This window comes from Roseivirga sp. YIW32, assembly GCF_057219245.1.
On record NZ_JBXVVG010000001.1, the window covers coordinates 1,371,130 to 1,386,931 of the forward strand.

Below are 15,802 nucleotides of genomic sequence, written 5' to 3' on the forward strand. Positions count from 1 at the left end.
AAGCTGAAAATTTAGGCCTTAGCGGCGGTTTTAATGGCTTCTTTGATCCTTACGTATGTGCCACAGCGGCAAATATTTCCACTCATAGCAGCTTCAATCTCTTCGTCTGAAGGCTTCTGGTTATTGTTCAATAGTGCTGCTGCACTCATGATCTGACCTGCCTGGCAATAGCCACACTGGGCAACATCGACATCGAGCCAGGCCTTTTGTAACGGGTGATCACCAGCGGTGGAGAGCCCTTCAATGGTAGTGATTTCCTGTTCTGCAACTGCGGAAATGGGCAAAGAACAAGACCTGACCGCAGTACCATTCAAATGCACTGTACAAGCACCACACTGCGCAATTCCACACCCGAATTTCGCTCCTACAAGATCGAGATGATCTCTTAGTACCCAAAGTAAGGGGGTTGTTGGATCGACATCAACAGTTCGTTGTTCTCCGTTGATCTTTACATTTATACTGGCCATAAGCTTTTTAATTATCGTTCTAGAATAGACTATTCAATATAACCATTAATTCTAAGGGTGATATCAAATCTTACATAAGTTGAATTATGCTGTTAAAAGCGGCAATTGCTCAACCCATCATTGTTTACCTCTTGAAAAGAAAATCATTCGGACGAATCTGTTTTTTTCATAAATTCCGTACAAAACCAATCGTAACTCATCATGCAACTGAACTCACCATTAGAAGCCTTTCATTTCTGGACTAAAAAAGACCCCTCATTTACATTTCTTCGTCAGCCCGTCAACAGGGAATTCATCACCTACACCTATGGTGAGGCCGATCAGCAAGTACGTTCCATGGCCACTGCACTGCATGCCCTAGGCCTGAAGCCGGGTGACCACGTGGCGCTCCTCTCGAAAAACTGTGCCCACTGGATCATGGCGGACTTGGCGATAATGGCAGCGGGTTGTATATCCGTTCCTATCTATCCAACATTGGCGGGAGAATCTATTCACGATATCCTTGTGCATAGTGAATCCAAGGCGGTAATCATCGGGAAATTGGATGATTATTCTGCTCAGCAGTCTGGTATCCCTGACATCATTAAGATCGGTGTCGACCTATACGACATTCAAGAAGACCATAGCTGGGAAAAACTTGTTGCCGAACATCCTCCAATGGCGGAATTCCCTGAGCAGAAACCTGAAGACCTACTGACCATCATGTATACATCGGGAACAACAGGTGATCCTAAAGGCGTGATGCACTTGGTCGGTTCTTTCGGTCAATTGATCAATACCGCGATTGACCAGATCAAACTTCCGGAAAGACCACAATACTTCAGCTACTTACCCATGACCCACATAGCGGAGCGCGCGGGTATCGAAATGTCAGTCATTTTTAGAGGAGCAACCGTTTCCTTCCCTGAGTCCCTGGATACCTTTGCTGAAGACCTTTCAAGTGTGCAGCCGCATACCTTCTTTGGAGTTCCTCGTATCTGGCAAAAATTCCAAGAAAAGATCTTGGAAAAGATGCCTCAGAAAAAATTAGATCGCTTATTGAGTATCCCATTTGTGGGTGGACTGGTCAAGAAGAAGATCCAAAAAGCACTAGGACTCTCTCGCTCGGCAGCCAATTTTTCCGGAGCTGCACCGATTGCGGTAAGCTTACAGGAATGGTACCAAAAGCTTGGTATCGAAATCTGTCAGGCCTATGGGATGACAGAAGATTGTATTCTCTCTCATTTTAACTTACCGGGCAAGAACAAATTCGGCACTGTCGGTGCGCCACTGCCAGGTGTTGAAGGTAAATTATCTGAAGAAGAAGAAATTCTGATCAAGAGCAATTGCCTAATGACCGGCTATTACAAAAACCCTGAAAAAACAGCAGAGATGTTTACGGAAGATGGGTTCTTAAAGACCGGTGACATTGGAGAATACGATCATGATGGATACTTGAAGATCACTGGCCGGATCAAAGATCAGTTCAAAACCGACAAGGGAAAATACATTTCGCCTGCCCCAATAGAGTTAGCATTAAGCAAGAATACAGATCTCGAGCATGTTTGTATTGTAGGCACAGGAATTCCTCAACCCATTGCGTTAATCATTCCTTCTGAAAGCGGTCGAGCGAAAGAACGCGCCTTATTTGACGAGTCTGTGGCTTCGACTATATCAGAAGTGAATAAAGGGCTTGAGAGTTATGAAAAAATCTCAAAGGCAGTAGTCATGAAAGAAGAATGGTCTGTGGACAATGGTTTGATGACGCCAACATTAAAAGTCAAAAGAAACAGAGTCGAAGCGATTCATTTGCCTATGTACCCGGCTTGGTTCGAAAGAAGCGAAAAGGTAGTCTATGAATAACCTTATTTCACTGCTTTAAAGGTCCAGTTGTAGACAACCGCTAAGATTCGAACAGTGATGATCACACTGATGGTGATCACTACATCCCAATCTTGGGCTAAGCCAAGTTCCTTAAGCAACAAGTAAAGTAAACCGCCACCAAGACAAATGGTGGCGTATATTTCTTTCCTAAAGATCAATGGAATTTCGTTGACTAAGGTATCTCTAAGTACTCCGCCAAAGACGGCAGAAATGGTACCCATCATTACAGCAATAATAGGTGCAAGACCAGTTGCCAATGTCTTTTCCAAACCCAAGATGGTGAAGAGTCCAATTCCTATGGAATCGAATAGGAACATCGTTTTGCGCAATTTTTCAAAAACCCTTCTAAAAAATACGGTGGCAAAAATGGCGGCAAGGATTGCATAGAGGTAGTTGATGTCTTGCATCCAGCCGACCGGTGTGCTACCAATGAGCAAATCTCTCAACGTACCCCCACCAACTGCGGTAATGAACGAAATGACAGTAGCTCCAAAAAAATCAAGTTCCTTACGCGAAGCCAATAACCATCCACTGACAGCAAAAACAAAGGTTCCGGTTAGGTCCACATAGTAAATCAACTCGGCAGAAGACAACTCAGTCATTGTTCAAATGTAATTCATAAATAGCAGCTTAAAAACGTAAGAATATCAGAATTTTAACTCGCTGATAACCTGAAAGTTAACCACCAAATTAAATAATTATGAAGGCTTCAAAGATCCAAACACCCTTCTTTCTTCGTTAATGAAGTAACTATTCATCGGGGTGGTCTGACTGTCATTCACCTAAACACGAGACCTCGCCATCTGTTCACCTAAACATAATCCGCGGCACTTTATCGTGCCGCGGTATTTTCCTCAACATTCAATTGAACAATAACATTTGGCCATCGGGCCGTTCCGCGCCTCTATAAAACAAAATGCCCCGCTAAATCAGCAGGGCAAATTGGGTTGACCTCGAAGAGTCTACTTTTCTATAACCAAGGATTCTTTGTCTTTATTGACTAACACTGGCTTTCCTAAGCCTGTATTTCCTAGCCTTGGCAATTGAGTTCTACCGTCTCCTACCACCACATAGACAAGATTGTCGGGGTTCATGTACTCATCGACAAGTGCTTTGATCTCAGCAAGATCCATGGCTTTTAATTTCGCCTCATCCTTTTCAATGTAGTCCAACTCAAGTCCATAGGTCGATATGTTCTGCAAAATGCTCAGCAGGCTTCCGTAGGTCTCATAAGATTGCGTATTGCTTCTTAAAATGGAGTTCTTCGTCACGTTCAAGTCATCATCAGAGAAATCGGCACTATAATTATCCAAAAGTTGTTTGAACAGTTCGACTGACTCTTTGGTCACATTACTTCTTACACTAGACGAAGCTTGGAAAACGGCTCCATCCATGGTCCTGTTATAACCTGAGTACGCTCCATAGGTATATCCCTTTTCCAGTCTTAATTCTTTGAAAAGAATAGAACCTGATCCTGACCCTAATCGGTAATTAGACACACCTGCGGCAGCAAAGTCATCACTTCCTTCTTCCATGGCAATTCGGCCAATATTGATCACTGACTGTTTCGCATCAGGATAATCAACAAAATACAACCTCGAATTGTCCATTTTTGTGTTGATCTCATAAGATGGGAATTCCACTTCTTTGGGCTCCCAATCTTCGAATGGAGCTAAGGAAGCGATCACATCTTGTTTCATAATCGCTCCAACAAAGTGGAATGACGCGATGGTCGGAGAGAAATTCTTTTCATAATAAGTCTTGAGATCATCAAGCGTTATCGAAGAAACGGAGCTCAACGTCCCTGAAGCTGGTTTTGAGAAAATATGGTCGTCCCCATACAATACTTCGTTGAATACTCTCGCCGCAATGGCATTAGGATTTGCATTGGACTGTTGGATCGAATTGAGCGCTGAACTTTTCACTCTCTCGAACTCTGCCTCATCCCAACGAGGTGATAATAAGATCTCATGAACGAGGTCCAAAACCTCCGTATAATTCTTCGCCAAGGAGTTCCCTGAAATGGTGATGTATTCTTTGGATGAAAAGACAGATACTCTTGCCCCTAATTGACCAAGGGCCTCTTCCAATTCAGCAGGCGTTTTATTCGCTGTTCCCTCCATCAACATGTTATCGAGTAAAGAGGCTATACCAACCTTGTCCGGATCATCCAAATACATGCCTCCTTTTATCCGAATGCTAAACTGTGCCATGGGCAACTCATCCTGATAAATATGATAGATCTTCATGCCGTTAGAGAGCTCATCGGTTTGGATGGCCGGTGGAGCAAATGAAAGTTCACCATCCAATTCCGGGATCACGCTTCTGTCAATAGCCGAGCTCGTTTTGACAAAGTCTACTTCACGCTCGTATTGATCAAGATTGGCTTCGGCTCCTTGAACGATCGGCTCTTCCACCACTTCTGCCTTAACAGAACCTTCCAAGACCAATTCCTGTTGGCCAACAGGCACAAAGCTAGTCGCCAAATAAGGTTTTCCTTTGATATAGGTAGTGTAGACCCTCATGATGTCTTCCCTGCTGACATTTAGGGTGTTCTCCAAATTTTTAGTGATGTAACCAGGGTCATTGGCAAAGGTGTTGTCACTCGCCAATTGATACGCCTTACTGAAGACGCTCGAAACTGAATTATAGACGCCTGTCTCCGCGCCTACTTTTATTCTTGCCAGGTCCGAATCGGTGAAGCCTTCCTTCTCAAATTTCTCAAAGCCTTCGAAAATGGCATCTCTTAGCTCATTCAAGTCTACCCCATCAAATGCCCGCGCCCCCACACTGAAGGTACCGGCAATTTCGTTTGAGCCATTGTAAGCGTAAATGCTTGGCGCCAATTTCTTCTCTTCTACGATCACCTGGTAAAGTGGCGCTTTCTTTCCATCAGTTAATAATTGTCCGAGCATATCCAATGCCCACATGTCCTTGTGGTATTGCTCTACGGTAGGGTACATCATTTGTAGATCGGGGAGATTCGCAAACTTGTCTTCGTGATAAAAAAGTTTGGTCTCTTCTAAAACTGCGGGCATGGGCTCAATAGGTTCCACCGCAGGACCTGAACCGATCTCTGCAAAATACTTTTCAACCAATTCTTTCGCTTTGGCCAAGTCAATGTCACCAGCAATCGCCAATGTTGCATTTCCTGCCCCATAGTAGTTTGCGTAAAACTCTTTTACGTCGCTGATGGTCGCGTTTTGCAAATCTTCCAAGCTCCCAATGACTTCCCAGCTGTAGGGATGACCTTCAGGGTAAAGGTTTTTGAGTTGCACATAGGTCTTGTGCCCATAAGGCCTATTGTCTACCCCCTGGCGTTTCTCATTTTTAACCACTTGTTTTTCATTCTCTAGGCCCCATTCTGAAATGGTGTTGATGAAAAAGCCCATCCGATCCGATTCCATCCAAAGCACCTTCTCTAATGCGTCGCTTGGAACGGTTTCAAAATAGACCGTCTGATCAGGTGAGGTTCCACCATTAAATGTACCGCCTAGGTCGTTGATGTATTTGATGAAATTACCGGCACCAACATTCTCGGAGTTTTGAAAGAGCATGTGCTCAAAAAAGTGAGCAAAGCCTGTCTTTCCGGGGGTTTCCCTGTTAGACCCCACGTGGTAAAGGACCGCAACGGCAACCTTCGGATCTGATTTATCTTGATGAAGCACGACATCTAAGCCGTTGGCTAAGGTGTATTTTTCGTAATCGAGAGAAAATTCTTCCTGGGTTGAATTTTGGCAAGCTGAACTGATCGCTAGGAATAAGAGTAAACTTAATCCTTGACCTATCTTAAAAATCTTTTTCATGGTTTAAAAAATTATCGAAACTAAAGCTAACAAAAAAGTCACCCGTTTTCGAAGAGTGACTTTTCTATTTGATGGATGGGAGGGCCTACCTTAATGGACGTCCCCCATGAGTTTTCTCAGTGGCTTGTTTATGGCCAGTAGTAAGAGGGCTGCGCCGAATGTGGTCAACACAATGGTCATGTACTGATCCGGCATATTGGCCAATGCTTCCGCATCACCACCGCTGGCTTCGCCTGCGATCAGGCCAGCCAACAGATTACCCAAAGAAACCGACAGGAACCAGATGCCCATCATTTGGCCCTGGAATTTCTTAGGTGCTAGCTTAGTTGTTAAACTCAAGCCTACTGGACTTAAGCTCAATTCGCCCCATGTATGAAACAAATAAGTGAAGATTAACCAAGTTGGTGCTGCCATATCTCCAGAAGCAGCAATCTTTGCTGCAAAGTACATCACAAAGAATCCTAGGGCTACCCCTACTAATCCAAAAACAAATTTCAAGGGTGAACTAGGTTCCAAATTTCTTTTGGCCAACCAAATCCACATCGCCCCAAAGAACGGTGCAAAAAGAATGATAAAGGTAGAGTTCACAGATTGGAACATACCGGCTGGAATTTCCCAACCAAAAACGGTTCTATCCGTAAATCGCTCGGCAAACAAGTTGAGTGTTGACCCTGCCTGCTCGAAACCTGACCAAAAGACTGCCGAGAAAATAAATACCACACCAATGGCTCCTACTTTCTTTTTATCGACAGCGTCAAGCCCACCGAATACAATCACGTAAGCGAGATAGGCAAACGCAATGATAGCAATGACCGCTCCCGAAGCATTCGCAATGGCCAAGGCATCAAGTTCGATAACTCCGGCAAATAAGAGTACCAGAAGCAAGCAAAGTACCACAGTAACGATTGTTGTCCACTTCTTTAGACCTGATCTTTCGGCTTCCTCTTCTTGTGTTTTTGGAATTTCCAGGTTGCCAACATCTTCCAAGGAACCAGCAGTTAATCGGTATTGAATCAGCCCTAAGACCATACCGAAACCAGCCAAGCCAAATCCTAAATGCCAGTCATAATCGGCCAAAGCACTAGTAAGCAATGGGGCAGCAAAGGCTCCAATGTTAATTCCCATGTAAAAAATGGAGAAACCCGCATCGCGCTTAGCATCTCCAGGAGCATACAATTGACCAACGATAGAGGAAATATTGGGTTTAAGTAACCCCGTTCCAACTACGATCAAAATCAACCCTAAAAAGAAAGAATTGGTATCCAGTGCAGTCACTTCCGTTCCGAGACTCCCCATTCCTAAGAGCTGAGCAATTCCCGGAATACCCATGGTAAAGTGACCCAAGGCAATGATGATACCTCCATACCAAACGGATTTCTTCAATCCAAAAAGTCGATCTGCCAACCAACCACCAGGTAGGGCCAATAAATAGACCCCCATGGTGTAAAGGCCATAAATAGCTCCTGAAGTCTGATCGTCAAAGCCAAGTCCACCTTCTGATGCGGCGGTTGCCATGAATAAGATCAAGAGAGCCCGCATTCCATAGTAGCTGAACCTCTCCCACATTTCAGTAAAAAAGAGCGTAGCCAAGCCTCTCGGATGCCCCCAAACCTGTTTCTGTTCTGACATAGTAGTTGTTTAGTTATTTAAAAATCCGTTCAATCTAACAGGACACCCACCTATTTACAAGTTGAATTTTGTAAAAGACATCGATTTCAATCGATATACTTGCTGAGAGCTCAGAAAACTGCATGACCAAAATCATGAATTAGTCTGCATTAATTATCGTTTTTTGACGAGTGATAAGTATTATTGCAAACGTTTTCACAATCATTGAACAAACCACGAAAACCATGTTAGAAACTGGTAGAAAATCAAACAAAGCTGGTCTTGAAACGGCCGGTATCAAAAAAGTTAAAGAGGCCCATTGGAACCTCACCCAATCGGAGCTCATCGAAGAATCATTAAAAAACGGAGAGGGTCATTTGGCCGATACAGGAGCACTTACTGTTGATACAGGTAAATTCACGGGTCGATCTCCACAAGACCGTTTCATCGTCGATGATGACCTGACCAAAGACCAGGTCTGGTGGGGCAACATCAACAAACCCTTTTCTCCAGAAAAATTCGATCAGATCTACAACAAAATGCTAGGCTATCTTGAGGAGCGCAAGGTTTATGTAAGAGATGCCTACGCTGGAGCGGACAAAACACATAGACTAAAACTAAGGGTAGTCAATACCTATGCCTGGCATAACCTCTTCTGCTACAACATGTTCATCGAACCAGAGGAGTACAAATTGGACAGTTTTGAGCCCAATTTCACCATTCTTTGCTGCCCAGAGTTTGAGGCAGACACTGAAACAGACGGTACGCGACAAGAGAATTTTGCGATTGTGAACTTCACGAAGCGAATGATCTTGATCGGTGGAACGCAGTATTCTGGTGAAATGAAAAAAGGAATATTCTCTGTCTTGAATTTCCTACTTCCTACGCAAGATGGTGTGCTTCCGATGCACTGTTCGGCCAATATGGGTAAAAAAGATGCTGATACAGCGATTTACTTTGGTCTTTCAGGCACTGGTAAAACGACGCTTTCTGCCGACCCTGACAGGTATTTGATTGGTGATGACGAACACGGCTGGACTGCAAAGAACGTCTTTAACTTTGAAGGCGGTTGTTACGCGAAAGCCATTGACCTGACGGAAGAAAAAGAGCCGGATATTTTCAGAGCCATCAAATACGGCGCAATCGTTGAGAATACGCGCTTCTTCCCAGGCACCCGTTCAGTGAATTATGAAGACACTAGCGTTACGGAGAACACACGAGTCTCATATCCGCTTGACCACATTGACAACATTGCAAACCCTTCGATCGGTGGTATTCCAAAGAACATCTTCTTCTTAACCTGTGATGCCTTTGGTGTTATGCCTCCAATTTTGAGACTGAACAAAGGACAAGCTATGTATCACTTCATTTCAGGCTATACCTCAAAAGTAGCGGGAACTGAAGCAGGTATTACAGACCCTGTCCCTGTGTTCTCCGCATGTTTCGGTGCACCATTCATGCCCTTGCATCCAACCGTCTATGCAGAAATGCTCGGTAAGAAAATGACTGAACATAACGTGAACGTATGGTTGGTAAATACCGGCTGGACCGGTGGACCTTATGGTGTTGGTTCTCGTATCAAATTGAAATATACGCGCGCCATGATCACAGCTGCCCTTTCAGGTGTGTTGGATAATGTTGGCTATAGAAAACACTCCATCTTCGGAGCAGAGATACCAATGAATTGCCCAGGAGTTCCTTCTGAGATCTTGAGTGCTAGAGAAACATGGAAGAACGATCAAGGCTTCTATGAGCAGTCAAACAAATTGGCAAGAATGTTCAATGAGAACTTTGAGAAGTTTGAATCCTATGCCAATGAAGAGATCATGGCAGGTGCCCCTAAACCAAGGGAAGACTATAAATAGTACATGCTTCGTACATATGACAAATACAAAAGCCCTGTCCGTCTGACAGGGCTTTTTCATTAGGAATTGCCAACCTAATTCGACACTGATTTATCTTTGCGCCTCAGATGCAGCGCTACGCTGTCTCCTCGAGACTTTGAATCATTTCTAATCTATTCTGCATGGTCTGCAGCTCTCTCTTTAGCTTCATTTGCTTTTCAACGGATTGATATCGCTGAGCTCTATATTCATCCATGATCTTAGAATAGGCACTCTTTACACGCTTGACAACAGCACAAACATGCTTCACTCGGTAGTACAGTACGCCAAGAGAAAAGACCAAGAGAGCGATAAAAGACCAGACTACTGCATTGTAGGATTTTTTATTCACTGCCAGTCCTAAAAAGCTCATCCTGGCGTTCTTCTCTTCACTTTCCTGCAGTTGCACTTGCGTTTGGTCAAACTGCGCCTTCAACGACTCAAAATCTGCACGGAGAGTCCCTAAGTTCTCTTCGAGGTTTTTGATCGCTCCTTGATAGCGCTGCAGGGAATCGAGCATACCTGACTTGAATTTGAGCAGGTCGTTCGTTCTGATGACCTTATAGCCTTCATAGGTCTCCGAACTACTCATGATCTGTCCCAATTGGTCAGCGAGTGTTTCTTGCGGTTCGTCCTGCGCAAGTAGTAAACTAGTGGTGGTTAGTAGTAGGAAGAGGCATGTAACAAGTCGTCGTCTCATTGTTTTCATGATTCAGTTTTAGGGTCAAAAGTGAAACTAACTTAAGGAATAACTTAATGAGTTGATAGACACTGTTCTACAAAGCATTTTCTTGTAGATATTCTTCATTTTAACGAGGTGAAAGGGAAAGGATGATCGGAGAAATGAGGGCAATGGTCCTGTGAATAATAAAAAACCGTTCTCTTTTTTTGGTATACTTACAGCTCAATAGAGCGTCTATCCATGAAACATACCTCACTTCTCGTCTTGTGCTTATTTTTGGCATTTGCTTGCAGCCCTAAGCGAACCATCGATTTCCCTAAAACTGACCTTAGCTCGACAGCCATTATCCCAAGGCCTCTGGAAATGACTTCCTCAGGAAGTGGGTTTGCCTTGGATGCCTTTACGGCATTTACCGTTGTAGCCAATGATGAAGGTTTTCAATCTGCAGCCGATTATCTTATCGAGAAGATCGAAGCCAAAACTGCCTTTCAAGTTGGTTCAGGTGAAAACGTATTTAATCACCTCGTGATTCAGCAAATCCCTCCTACTCAAAATCCAGAAGCGTACGAGCTCCACATCAGCTCAGACTCTCTTTTATTAAAAGCCGGAACAGGTGTTGGTGCCTTTCGGGGCATTCAAACCATCCGGCAGCTCATTCCGGAGGAATCAAATGACACCCTTACCTCCAATCCTGTCTGGGTCATTCCAACAGGAAAGATCATCGATGCTCCTCAATTTGAGTATCGTGGCACCATGCTCGATGTTGCACGCCATTTCTTCAGCGTAGAAGATGTCAAACAGTACCTGGATGTTTTGGCCTACTACAAGATCAACAAGTTTCATATGCACCTCTCCGACGACCAAGGTTGGCGAATTGAGATCAAGTCATGGCCTCGATTAACGGAGGTGGGCAGCACAACAGGTGTTGGAGGTGGTCCCGGAGGTTTCTATACCCAAGAGGACTATAAAGAAATCGTGGCTTATGCGGCGGAGCGACACATCACCGTAATTCCGGAGATCGATATGCCAGGACATACCAATGCGGCCTCTCTCGCCTACCCTTTCTTAAATGGAAATGGCAAGAAAGTCAAGATCGAAACCAGCATGGCGGTAGGCTTCAGCACCTTCGATACACGAAAAGATACTGTATATGCCTTCATCGATGATGTAGTTCGAGAGATCAGCGCCATGACTCCTGGTCCTTACTTTCATATCGGGGGAGATGAAAGCTTGGTCACTAAGAAAGAAGACTATCAATACTTTGTTGAACGCGTGGAGAAAATCGTGCAAAAACATGGCAAACGCATGATCGGTTGGGATGAGATCGCCACAACCGAAATGAGCTCCTCTTCTGTTGCACAATGGTGGAACAATAAAAAGAATGCACAAGCGGGGATAGATCAGGGCATGAAGCTCATTGTTTCGCTTGCCCAGAAAGCTTACATGGACATGAAGTACAACGAGAACTCTCAGTTCGGACTGCGCTGGGCCGGGTATATACCGGTAGACACTGCTTACAATTGGTTTCCTGAAGAGAGCTTTGACAAAACACACATTTTAGGGGTTGAAGCTCCCCTTTGGGCAGAAACCATCCGAACACTCGATGAGCTCGAATACCTTGCTTTCCCTCGCATCATTGGTTATGCCGAGCTGGGTTGGTCAGTCAAAGAGAACCGCAACTGGGAAGACTATAGCAGAAGACTCGCATATCATGGTCAATTTCTACGTGCGCAAGGAGTCAATTATTATGCAAGTCCGCTGATCGATTGGTGAGAGGCGTAGTACGTCTTGAGTAATGTGTCTTGAGTAGTGAGTATGGCAAATTGTGTTTAGGCCTGATGTGATCAAACCCCAAACTGCTGGAGGTGATGATCGAGGTGTTTATAGAACATATTGTTCCACTCCTGTTTCGTCATTTTTCCAAACGAAAGGTTTTTTCTACCATCAAAATGGGCAGCACCTAGTTCCTCTGTTTTCTTGATATAGGCGACCAATCGCTCTTTTTCTTTTTGGAAATCCCTTTCATCCACAATGAGGAACTGTGGGGCCGTTTTCAAATTCTTTTTATACGGTTTCTCACTCACCACCATGTTCTTCACAAAGAGCTTCAGAATGATCTTCATGATTCCTTTAGGTGCCGGATGCTGATCAGTATAAGCCATTTCATAGGTCACATTGCAATGTGCCAGCATCTGAGAGACATTCATCTTTCCCCATAAGGGTTGCGTCTCAGGACTCAGTTTTTCAATACGGGCAACGGTTTCTGCGGTGGTTTGGGGATCAAAAATATCTTTCATGGCTTCACTTAAAGGAAAGTAAGATCAGCAACTCTTTAAATAAAAAAAACAAATCCAGTCAAAAAGGGAGTGTTTCAGGCTTCGTTTTGATTAGTTAGGGCTCAAACTAATGATGAAAAGTCTTATCCTGCCTTTGTCGGCAGACAGGCGAGAGGCTATGGCTGCTTCTTTACTAAATTCTTAAATGGGTCTTAGCGAGACGCTAAGACCAGATACATACGCCAAGACCAGACGTGAGCCAGATAGCGCCACTATTAACGATTAACCAATCACCATTAACCACATAACCCTACCCAAACAGTGCTCCTGCAATGGTAGCGGTCATCATGGTTGCCAAGGTTGCGGCCACCAAAGCCCTAAACCCTAATTTGGAGAGGTCTCCTTGTCGACTTGGTGCCATTCCGCCGATACCACCGATCTGAATGGCGATAGAAGAAAAATTAGCAAACCCACAAAGGGCATAAGTAGAAATGATGATGGCCTTTTCGCTCAACACACCGGCTTCTTTCATCTCGGCCAAACTCAAATAGGCGACGAATTCATTGATCACTGTTTTTTGTCCTATTAAGCTACCCACTTGCAGTGTTTCTTGCCACTCTACTCCCATGGCGAATGCGAATAGACGAAACAGCTGTCCTAAGATGTACTGCAGACTAAAGCCATCGAACACACCATCTGTAGAGCTTACCACAAAGGCATTGATGCCGAACCATTCCCCAATACCGTCTACTAAGATCCAATTGAGGGCGTAGATCACCGCAATGAAAGCCAATAGCATGGCAGCAATGTTGGCGGCTAATTTGACCCCTTCGCTTGCCCCACGCGATAGTGCATCGATCACATTGACGCCCAATTCATCCTTTGCCACTACCAATTTCTTTTCGACCTCCTCCTTTTCCGGCAGGAAGATCTTAGCCATCAAAATGGCAGCCGGCGCATTCATGATAGAGGCACTCAGCAAATACGTCGCAAACTTGGCCTGTTCTTCCTCATTGCCACCGCCCAAAAAAGCCACATACGCACCCAAGACTGATCCTGCGATGGTTGCCATTCCGCCCGTCATTAGACAAAGCAATTCTGACTTGGTCATTTTGGAGATAAATGGCCGCACCAATAAGGGCGCTTCGGTTTGTCCGAGGAAAACATTGCCTGCAGCCGACATGGACTCCGCTCCTGATAAGCGCATGGTCTTGGCCATGATCCAGGCAAAAACAAAGACGATCTTTTGAAGAATACCAAGATAGTAGAGTCCCGCTGTTATGGCCGAGAAGAAGATAACAGTCGGTAAGGCTTGAAAAACGAAGAGAAAACCCAGGCTATGCTTGGTTCCTTCCACTGCATCACTGTTCTTGGCTAGATCACCGTAAAGAAAGGCAGCCCCGTCGAGCGCAAAACCTAAAAAAGAAACGAAACCCTTGCTTAAAGCCTCAAAGCCATATTGCACAAAGGGAACATATCCAATCAACAAGGCGATGATGATCTGCAAGAGAAGTCCCACGCCGACCAAACGCCATGAAATCTTCTTCCGGTTGCCGGAAAACAAATAAGCAATTCCTATAAGAATTGCCAAGCCTATTATTGCTCTTAAGATGTCCATCTATGCAAAAAGAAACCCTAGTTCGACACTGGGGCTGTCCAATTCCTTAACTACGTTTATTGAGCTCATCTCTGATCTTGGCTGCCTTTTCGTAATCTTCAGCAGCCAGTGCTTCGTTGAGCATTTCGTTTAATTTGTCTACTGAGAAATCCTGAAGTCGTTCACCCTCCTTTTCTACCGGCACGGGTTCGATCGTCTCTTCTTCTAAGATCTCTTCATCATCGGTTAAGATGATCCCCGCCTCAGCAAGCACTTTCTCATAGGTATAGAATGGTACTTCAAAGCGAATCCCGATGGCGATTGCATCTGAAGGTCGAGCATCGATCTCCACCGTTTTGATCCCATCCGTACAGACGATCTTAGCAAAAAAGACGCCTTCCTTCAAGTCAGAAATCAAGATCTCAGTGACCTCATAATTGAACCCATGAGCAAAGGACTTGAACAAGTCATGTGTCATAGGCCTGTTGGGTGCGATCTTTTCAATTTCCAACGCAATGGCTTGAGCCTCAAACATGCCTATGATGATAGGCAATCGGCGCTCCCCTTCTACTTCGCCCAAAACCAAGGCAAAAGAGCCTGTGCTTTGCGACTGACTTGATGAAAGCCCTAAGATTTCGATCTTTATTTTATCCAATGCGTAGTATTTCTTGACTAGGCGTTCTTCAACGCTTCTGTTAATTTTGGTACAACCTCGAAAGCATCACCCACAATACCGTAATCAGCGGCTTTGAAGAATGGTGCTTCCTCGTCTTTATTGATCACCACAATATACTTAGAAGAATTGACTCCTGCCAAGTGCTGAATAGCACCTGAAATACCCACTGCGATGTACAGCGATGGACTCACTTTCACTCCCGTTTGCCCTACGTGCTCATGGTGAGGTCTCCAGTCCATATCCGATACCGGCTTAGAACAACCTGTCGCCGCACCAAGGGTTTTGGCCAGGTCTTCGATCATGCCCCAGTTTTCAGGACCTTTCAATCCTCTTCCACCAGAAACCACAAGGTCTGCTTCCGGCAATAAGATATCACCCTCTGCCTTCTCTGTTGCCGTAATGGTTGCTCCAAACAAGGCTTCGTCTAGGGATACATCAAAAGCCTCAACAGCCGCTGCACCTCCACCGGTTTTGACCTCTACCGCGTTCTTTTTGATCGCCAAGATCTTTTTATCCGTAGTGATGGACACATTCGCAAAGGCTTTTCCTGTATAAATGCTTCGTTTCACTACAAATCCATTGCTTGTATCGGGCAAATCGGCCACATTAGACACCAAACCGGCACCTGTTTTTGCCGCAACCCTTCCCACTACAGCATCGGCCAAGGAAGACTTCGCGGTTACCACGATAGTAGCCCCGGTGCTTTCCATAGCTGCTGCTAATACTTCAGCATAAGGCTGGATCAAACCAGCATTTAGGCGTTCATCGGCAACATGCAATACTTTTTTAGCTCCATTATCACCTGCGGTCGCTAACTCATCGGCAGCTACCTGGCCTAAAGCAATCGCCGTCACGTCACCCAAAGCAGCACCATAAGTGATCGCTTCTCTTGAAGATTTTTTGATCTTACCCTCTTCTGTCTCTATAAATACTAATACTGACAT

12 protein-coding genes are annotated in these 15,802 nt (G+C 44.7%); 3 read left to right on the plus strand and 9 right to left on the minus strand.

Going from position 1 to position 15,802, the window contains the following annotated elements; translation table 11 throughout:
- Positions 1 to 11 precede the first annotated feature (11 nt).
- Positions 12 to 467, minus strand: coding sequence for a (2Fe-2S)-binding protein (locus tag AC2D6U_RS06600; RefSeq protein WP_484720161.1), 456 nt, complete (start codon positions 465 to 467; stop codon positions 12 to 14).
- A gap of 201 nt (positions 468 to 668) precedes the next feature.
- On the opposite strand from AC2D6U_RS06600, the gene AC2D6U_RS06605 reads away from it, so the two are divergent.
- On the plus strand, positions 669 to 2,309 hold the full coding sequence (locus AC2D6U_RS06605) for an AMP-binding protein (RefSeq protein WP_484720162.1): 1,641 nt from the start codon (positions 669 to 671) through the stop codon (positions 2,307 to 2,309).
- A 2-nt stretch (positions 2,310 to 2,311) separates the two neighbouring features.
- On the opposite strand, the gene AC2D6U_RS06610 is transcribed toward AC2D6U_RS06605, so the two are convergent.
- The 3 genes from AC2D6U_RS06610 to AC2D6U_RS06620 form a co-directional block, all read right to left on the minus strand.
- The gene (locus AC2D6U_RS06610; protein WP_484720163.1) at positions 2,312 to 2,932 is read right to left on the minus strand and encodes a trimeric intracellular cation channel family protein; all 621 of its coding nucleotides are present in this window, start codon (positions 2,930 to 2,932) and stop codon (positions 2,312 to 2,314) included.
- Positions 2,933 to 3,292: 360 nt separating this feature from the next.
- Positions 3,293 to 6,136 (minus strand): M16 family metallopeptidase, encoded by a 2,844-nt coding sequence (locus AC2D6U_RS06615; protein ID WP_484720164.1) that lies wholly within the window; start codon positions 6,134 to 6,136, stop codon positions 3,293 to 3,295.
- Positions 6,137 to 6,226: 90 nt separating this feature from the next.
- Complete coding sequence (locus AC2D6U_RS06620) at positions 6,227 to 7,765, minus strand: peptide MFS transporter (RefSeq protein ID WP_484720165.1); 1,539 nt, start codon at positions 7,763 to 7,765, stop codon at positions 6,227 to 6,229.
- A gap of 224 nt (positions 7,766 to 7,989) precedes the next feature.
- On the opposite strand from AC2D6U_RS06620, the gene pckA reads away from it, so the two are divergent.
- On the plus strand, positions 7,990 to 9,609 hold the full coding sequence (pckA, locus tag AC2D6U_RS06625) for a phosphoenolpyruvate carboxykinase (ATP) (protein ID WP_484720166.1): 1,620 nt from the start codon (positions 7,990 to 7,992) through the stop codon (positions 9,607 to 9,609).
- A 115-nt stretch (positions 9,610 to 9,724) separates the two neighbouring features.
- On the opposite strand, the gene AC2D6U_RS06630 is transcribed toward pckA, so the two are convergent.
- Positions 9,725 to 10,336, minus strand: a complete 612-nt coding sequence (locus tag AC2D6U_RS06630; protein ID WP_484720167.1) for a hypothetical protein — start codon at positions 10,334 to 10,336, stop codon at positions 9,725 to 9,727.
- A gap of 213 nt (positions 10,337 to 10,549) precedes the next feature.
- On the opposite strand from AC2D6U_RS06630, the gene AC2D6U_RS06635 reads away from it, so the two are divergent.
- Positions 10,550 to 12,082, plus strand: coding sequence for a beta-N-acetylhexosaminidase (locus tag AC2D6U_RS06635; protein ID WP_484720168.1), 1,533 nt, complete (start codon positions 10,550 to 10,552; stop codon positions 12,080 to 12,082).
- A gap of 71 nt (positions 12,083 to 12,153) precedes the next feature.
- On the opposite strand, the gene AC2D6U_RS06640 is transcribed toward AC2D6U_RS06635, so the two are convergent.
- The 4 genes from AC2D6U_RS06640 to AC2D6U_RS06655 form a co-directional block, all read right to left on the minus strand.
- Positions 12,154 to 12,606, minus strand: coding sequence for a DUF1569 domain-containing protein (locus AC2D6U_RS06640; RefSeq protein ID WP_484720169.1), 453 nt, complete (start codon positions 12,604 to 12,606; stop codon positions 12,154 to 12,156).
- A 289-nt stretch (positions 12,607 to 12,895) separates the two neighbouring features.
- Positions 12,896 to 14,203 carry a NupC/NupG family nucleoside CNT transporter gene (locus tag AC2D6U_RS06645; protein ID WP_484720170.1) on the minus strand — a complete coding sequence of 436 codons (1,308 nt, stop codon included), beginning with the start codon at positions 14,201 to 14,203 and terminating at the stop codon, positions 12,896 to 12,898.
- A gap of 46 nt (positions 14,204 to 14,249) precedes the next feature.
- Positions 14,250 to 14,837: a bifunctional nuclease family protein gene (locus AC2D6U_RS06650; protein ID WP_484720171.1), complete on the minus strand. Its 588-nt coding sequence runs from the start codon at positions 14,835 to 14,837 to the stop codon at positions 14,250 to 14,252.
- Positions 14,838 to 14,854: 17 nt separating this feature from the next.
- The gene (locus tag AC2D6U_RS06655) at positions 14,855 to 15,802 is read right to left on the minus strand and encodes an electron transfer flavoprotein subunit alpha/FixB family protein (RefSeq protein ID WP_484720172.1); all 948 of its coding nucleotides are present in this window, start codon (positions 15,800 to 15,802) and stop codon (positions 14,855 to 14,857) included.

What these genes read in the sequence shown, in the direction of transcription:
- AC2D6U_RS06615 (WP_484720164.1), bottom strand. Translation starts at nt 6,136, where the DNA reads ATGAAAAAGATTTTTAAGATAGGTCAAGGATTAAGTTTACTCTTATTC.
- AC2D6U_RS06640 (WP_484720169.1), bottom strand. Translation starts at nt 12,606, where the DNA reads ATGAAAGATATTTTTGATCCCCAAACCACCGCAGAAACCGTTGCCCGT.
- AC2D6U_RS06630 (WP_484720167.1), bottom strand. Translation starts at nt 10,336, where the DNA reads ATGAAAACAATGAGACGACGACTTGTTACATGCCTCTTCCTACTACTA.
- AC2D6U_RS06620 (WP_484720165.1), bottom strand. Translation starts at nt 7,765, where the DNA reads ATGTCAGAACAGAAACAGGTTTGGGGGCATCCGAGAGGCTTGGCTACG.
- pckA (WP_484720166.1), top strand. Translation starts at nt 7,990, where the DNA reads ATGTTAGAAACTGGTAGAAAATCAAACAAAGCTGGTCTTGAAACGGCC.
- AC2D6U_RS06610 (WP_484720163.1), bottom strand. Translation starts at nt 2,932, where the DNA reads ATGACTGAGTTGTCTTCTGCCGAGTTGATTTACTATGTGGACCTAACC.
- AC2D6U_RS06655 (WP_484720172.1), bottom strand. Translation starts at nt 15,802, where the DNA reads ATGTCAGTATTAGTATTTATAGAGACAGAAGAGGGTAAGATCAAAAAA.
- AC2D6U_RS06645 (WP_484720170.1), bottom strand. Translation starts at nt 14,203, where the DNA reads ATGGACATCTTAAGAGCAATAATAGGCTTGGCAATTCTTATAGGAATT.
- AC2D6U_RS06605 (WP_484720162.1), top strand. Translation starts at nt 669, where the DNA reads ATGCAACTGAACTCACCATTAGAAGCCTTTCATTTCTGGACTAAAAAA.
- AC2D6U_RS06600 (WP_484720161.1), bottom strand. Translation starts at nt 467, where the DNA reads ATGGCCAGTATAAATGTAAAGATCAACGGAGAACAACGAACTGTTGAT.
- AC2D6U_RS06635 (WP_484720168.1), top strand. Translation starts at nt 10,550, where the DNA reads ATGAAACATACCTCACTTCTCGTCTTGTGCTTATTTTTGGCATTTGCT.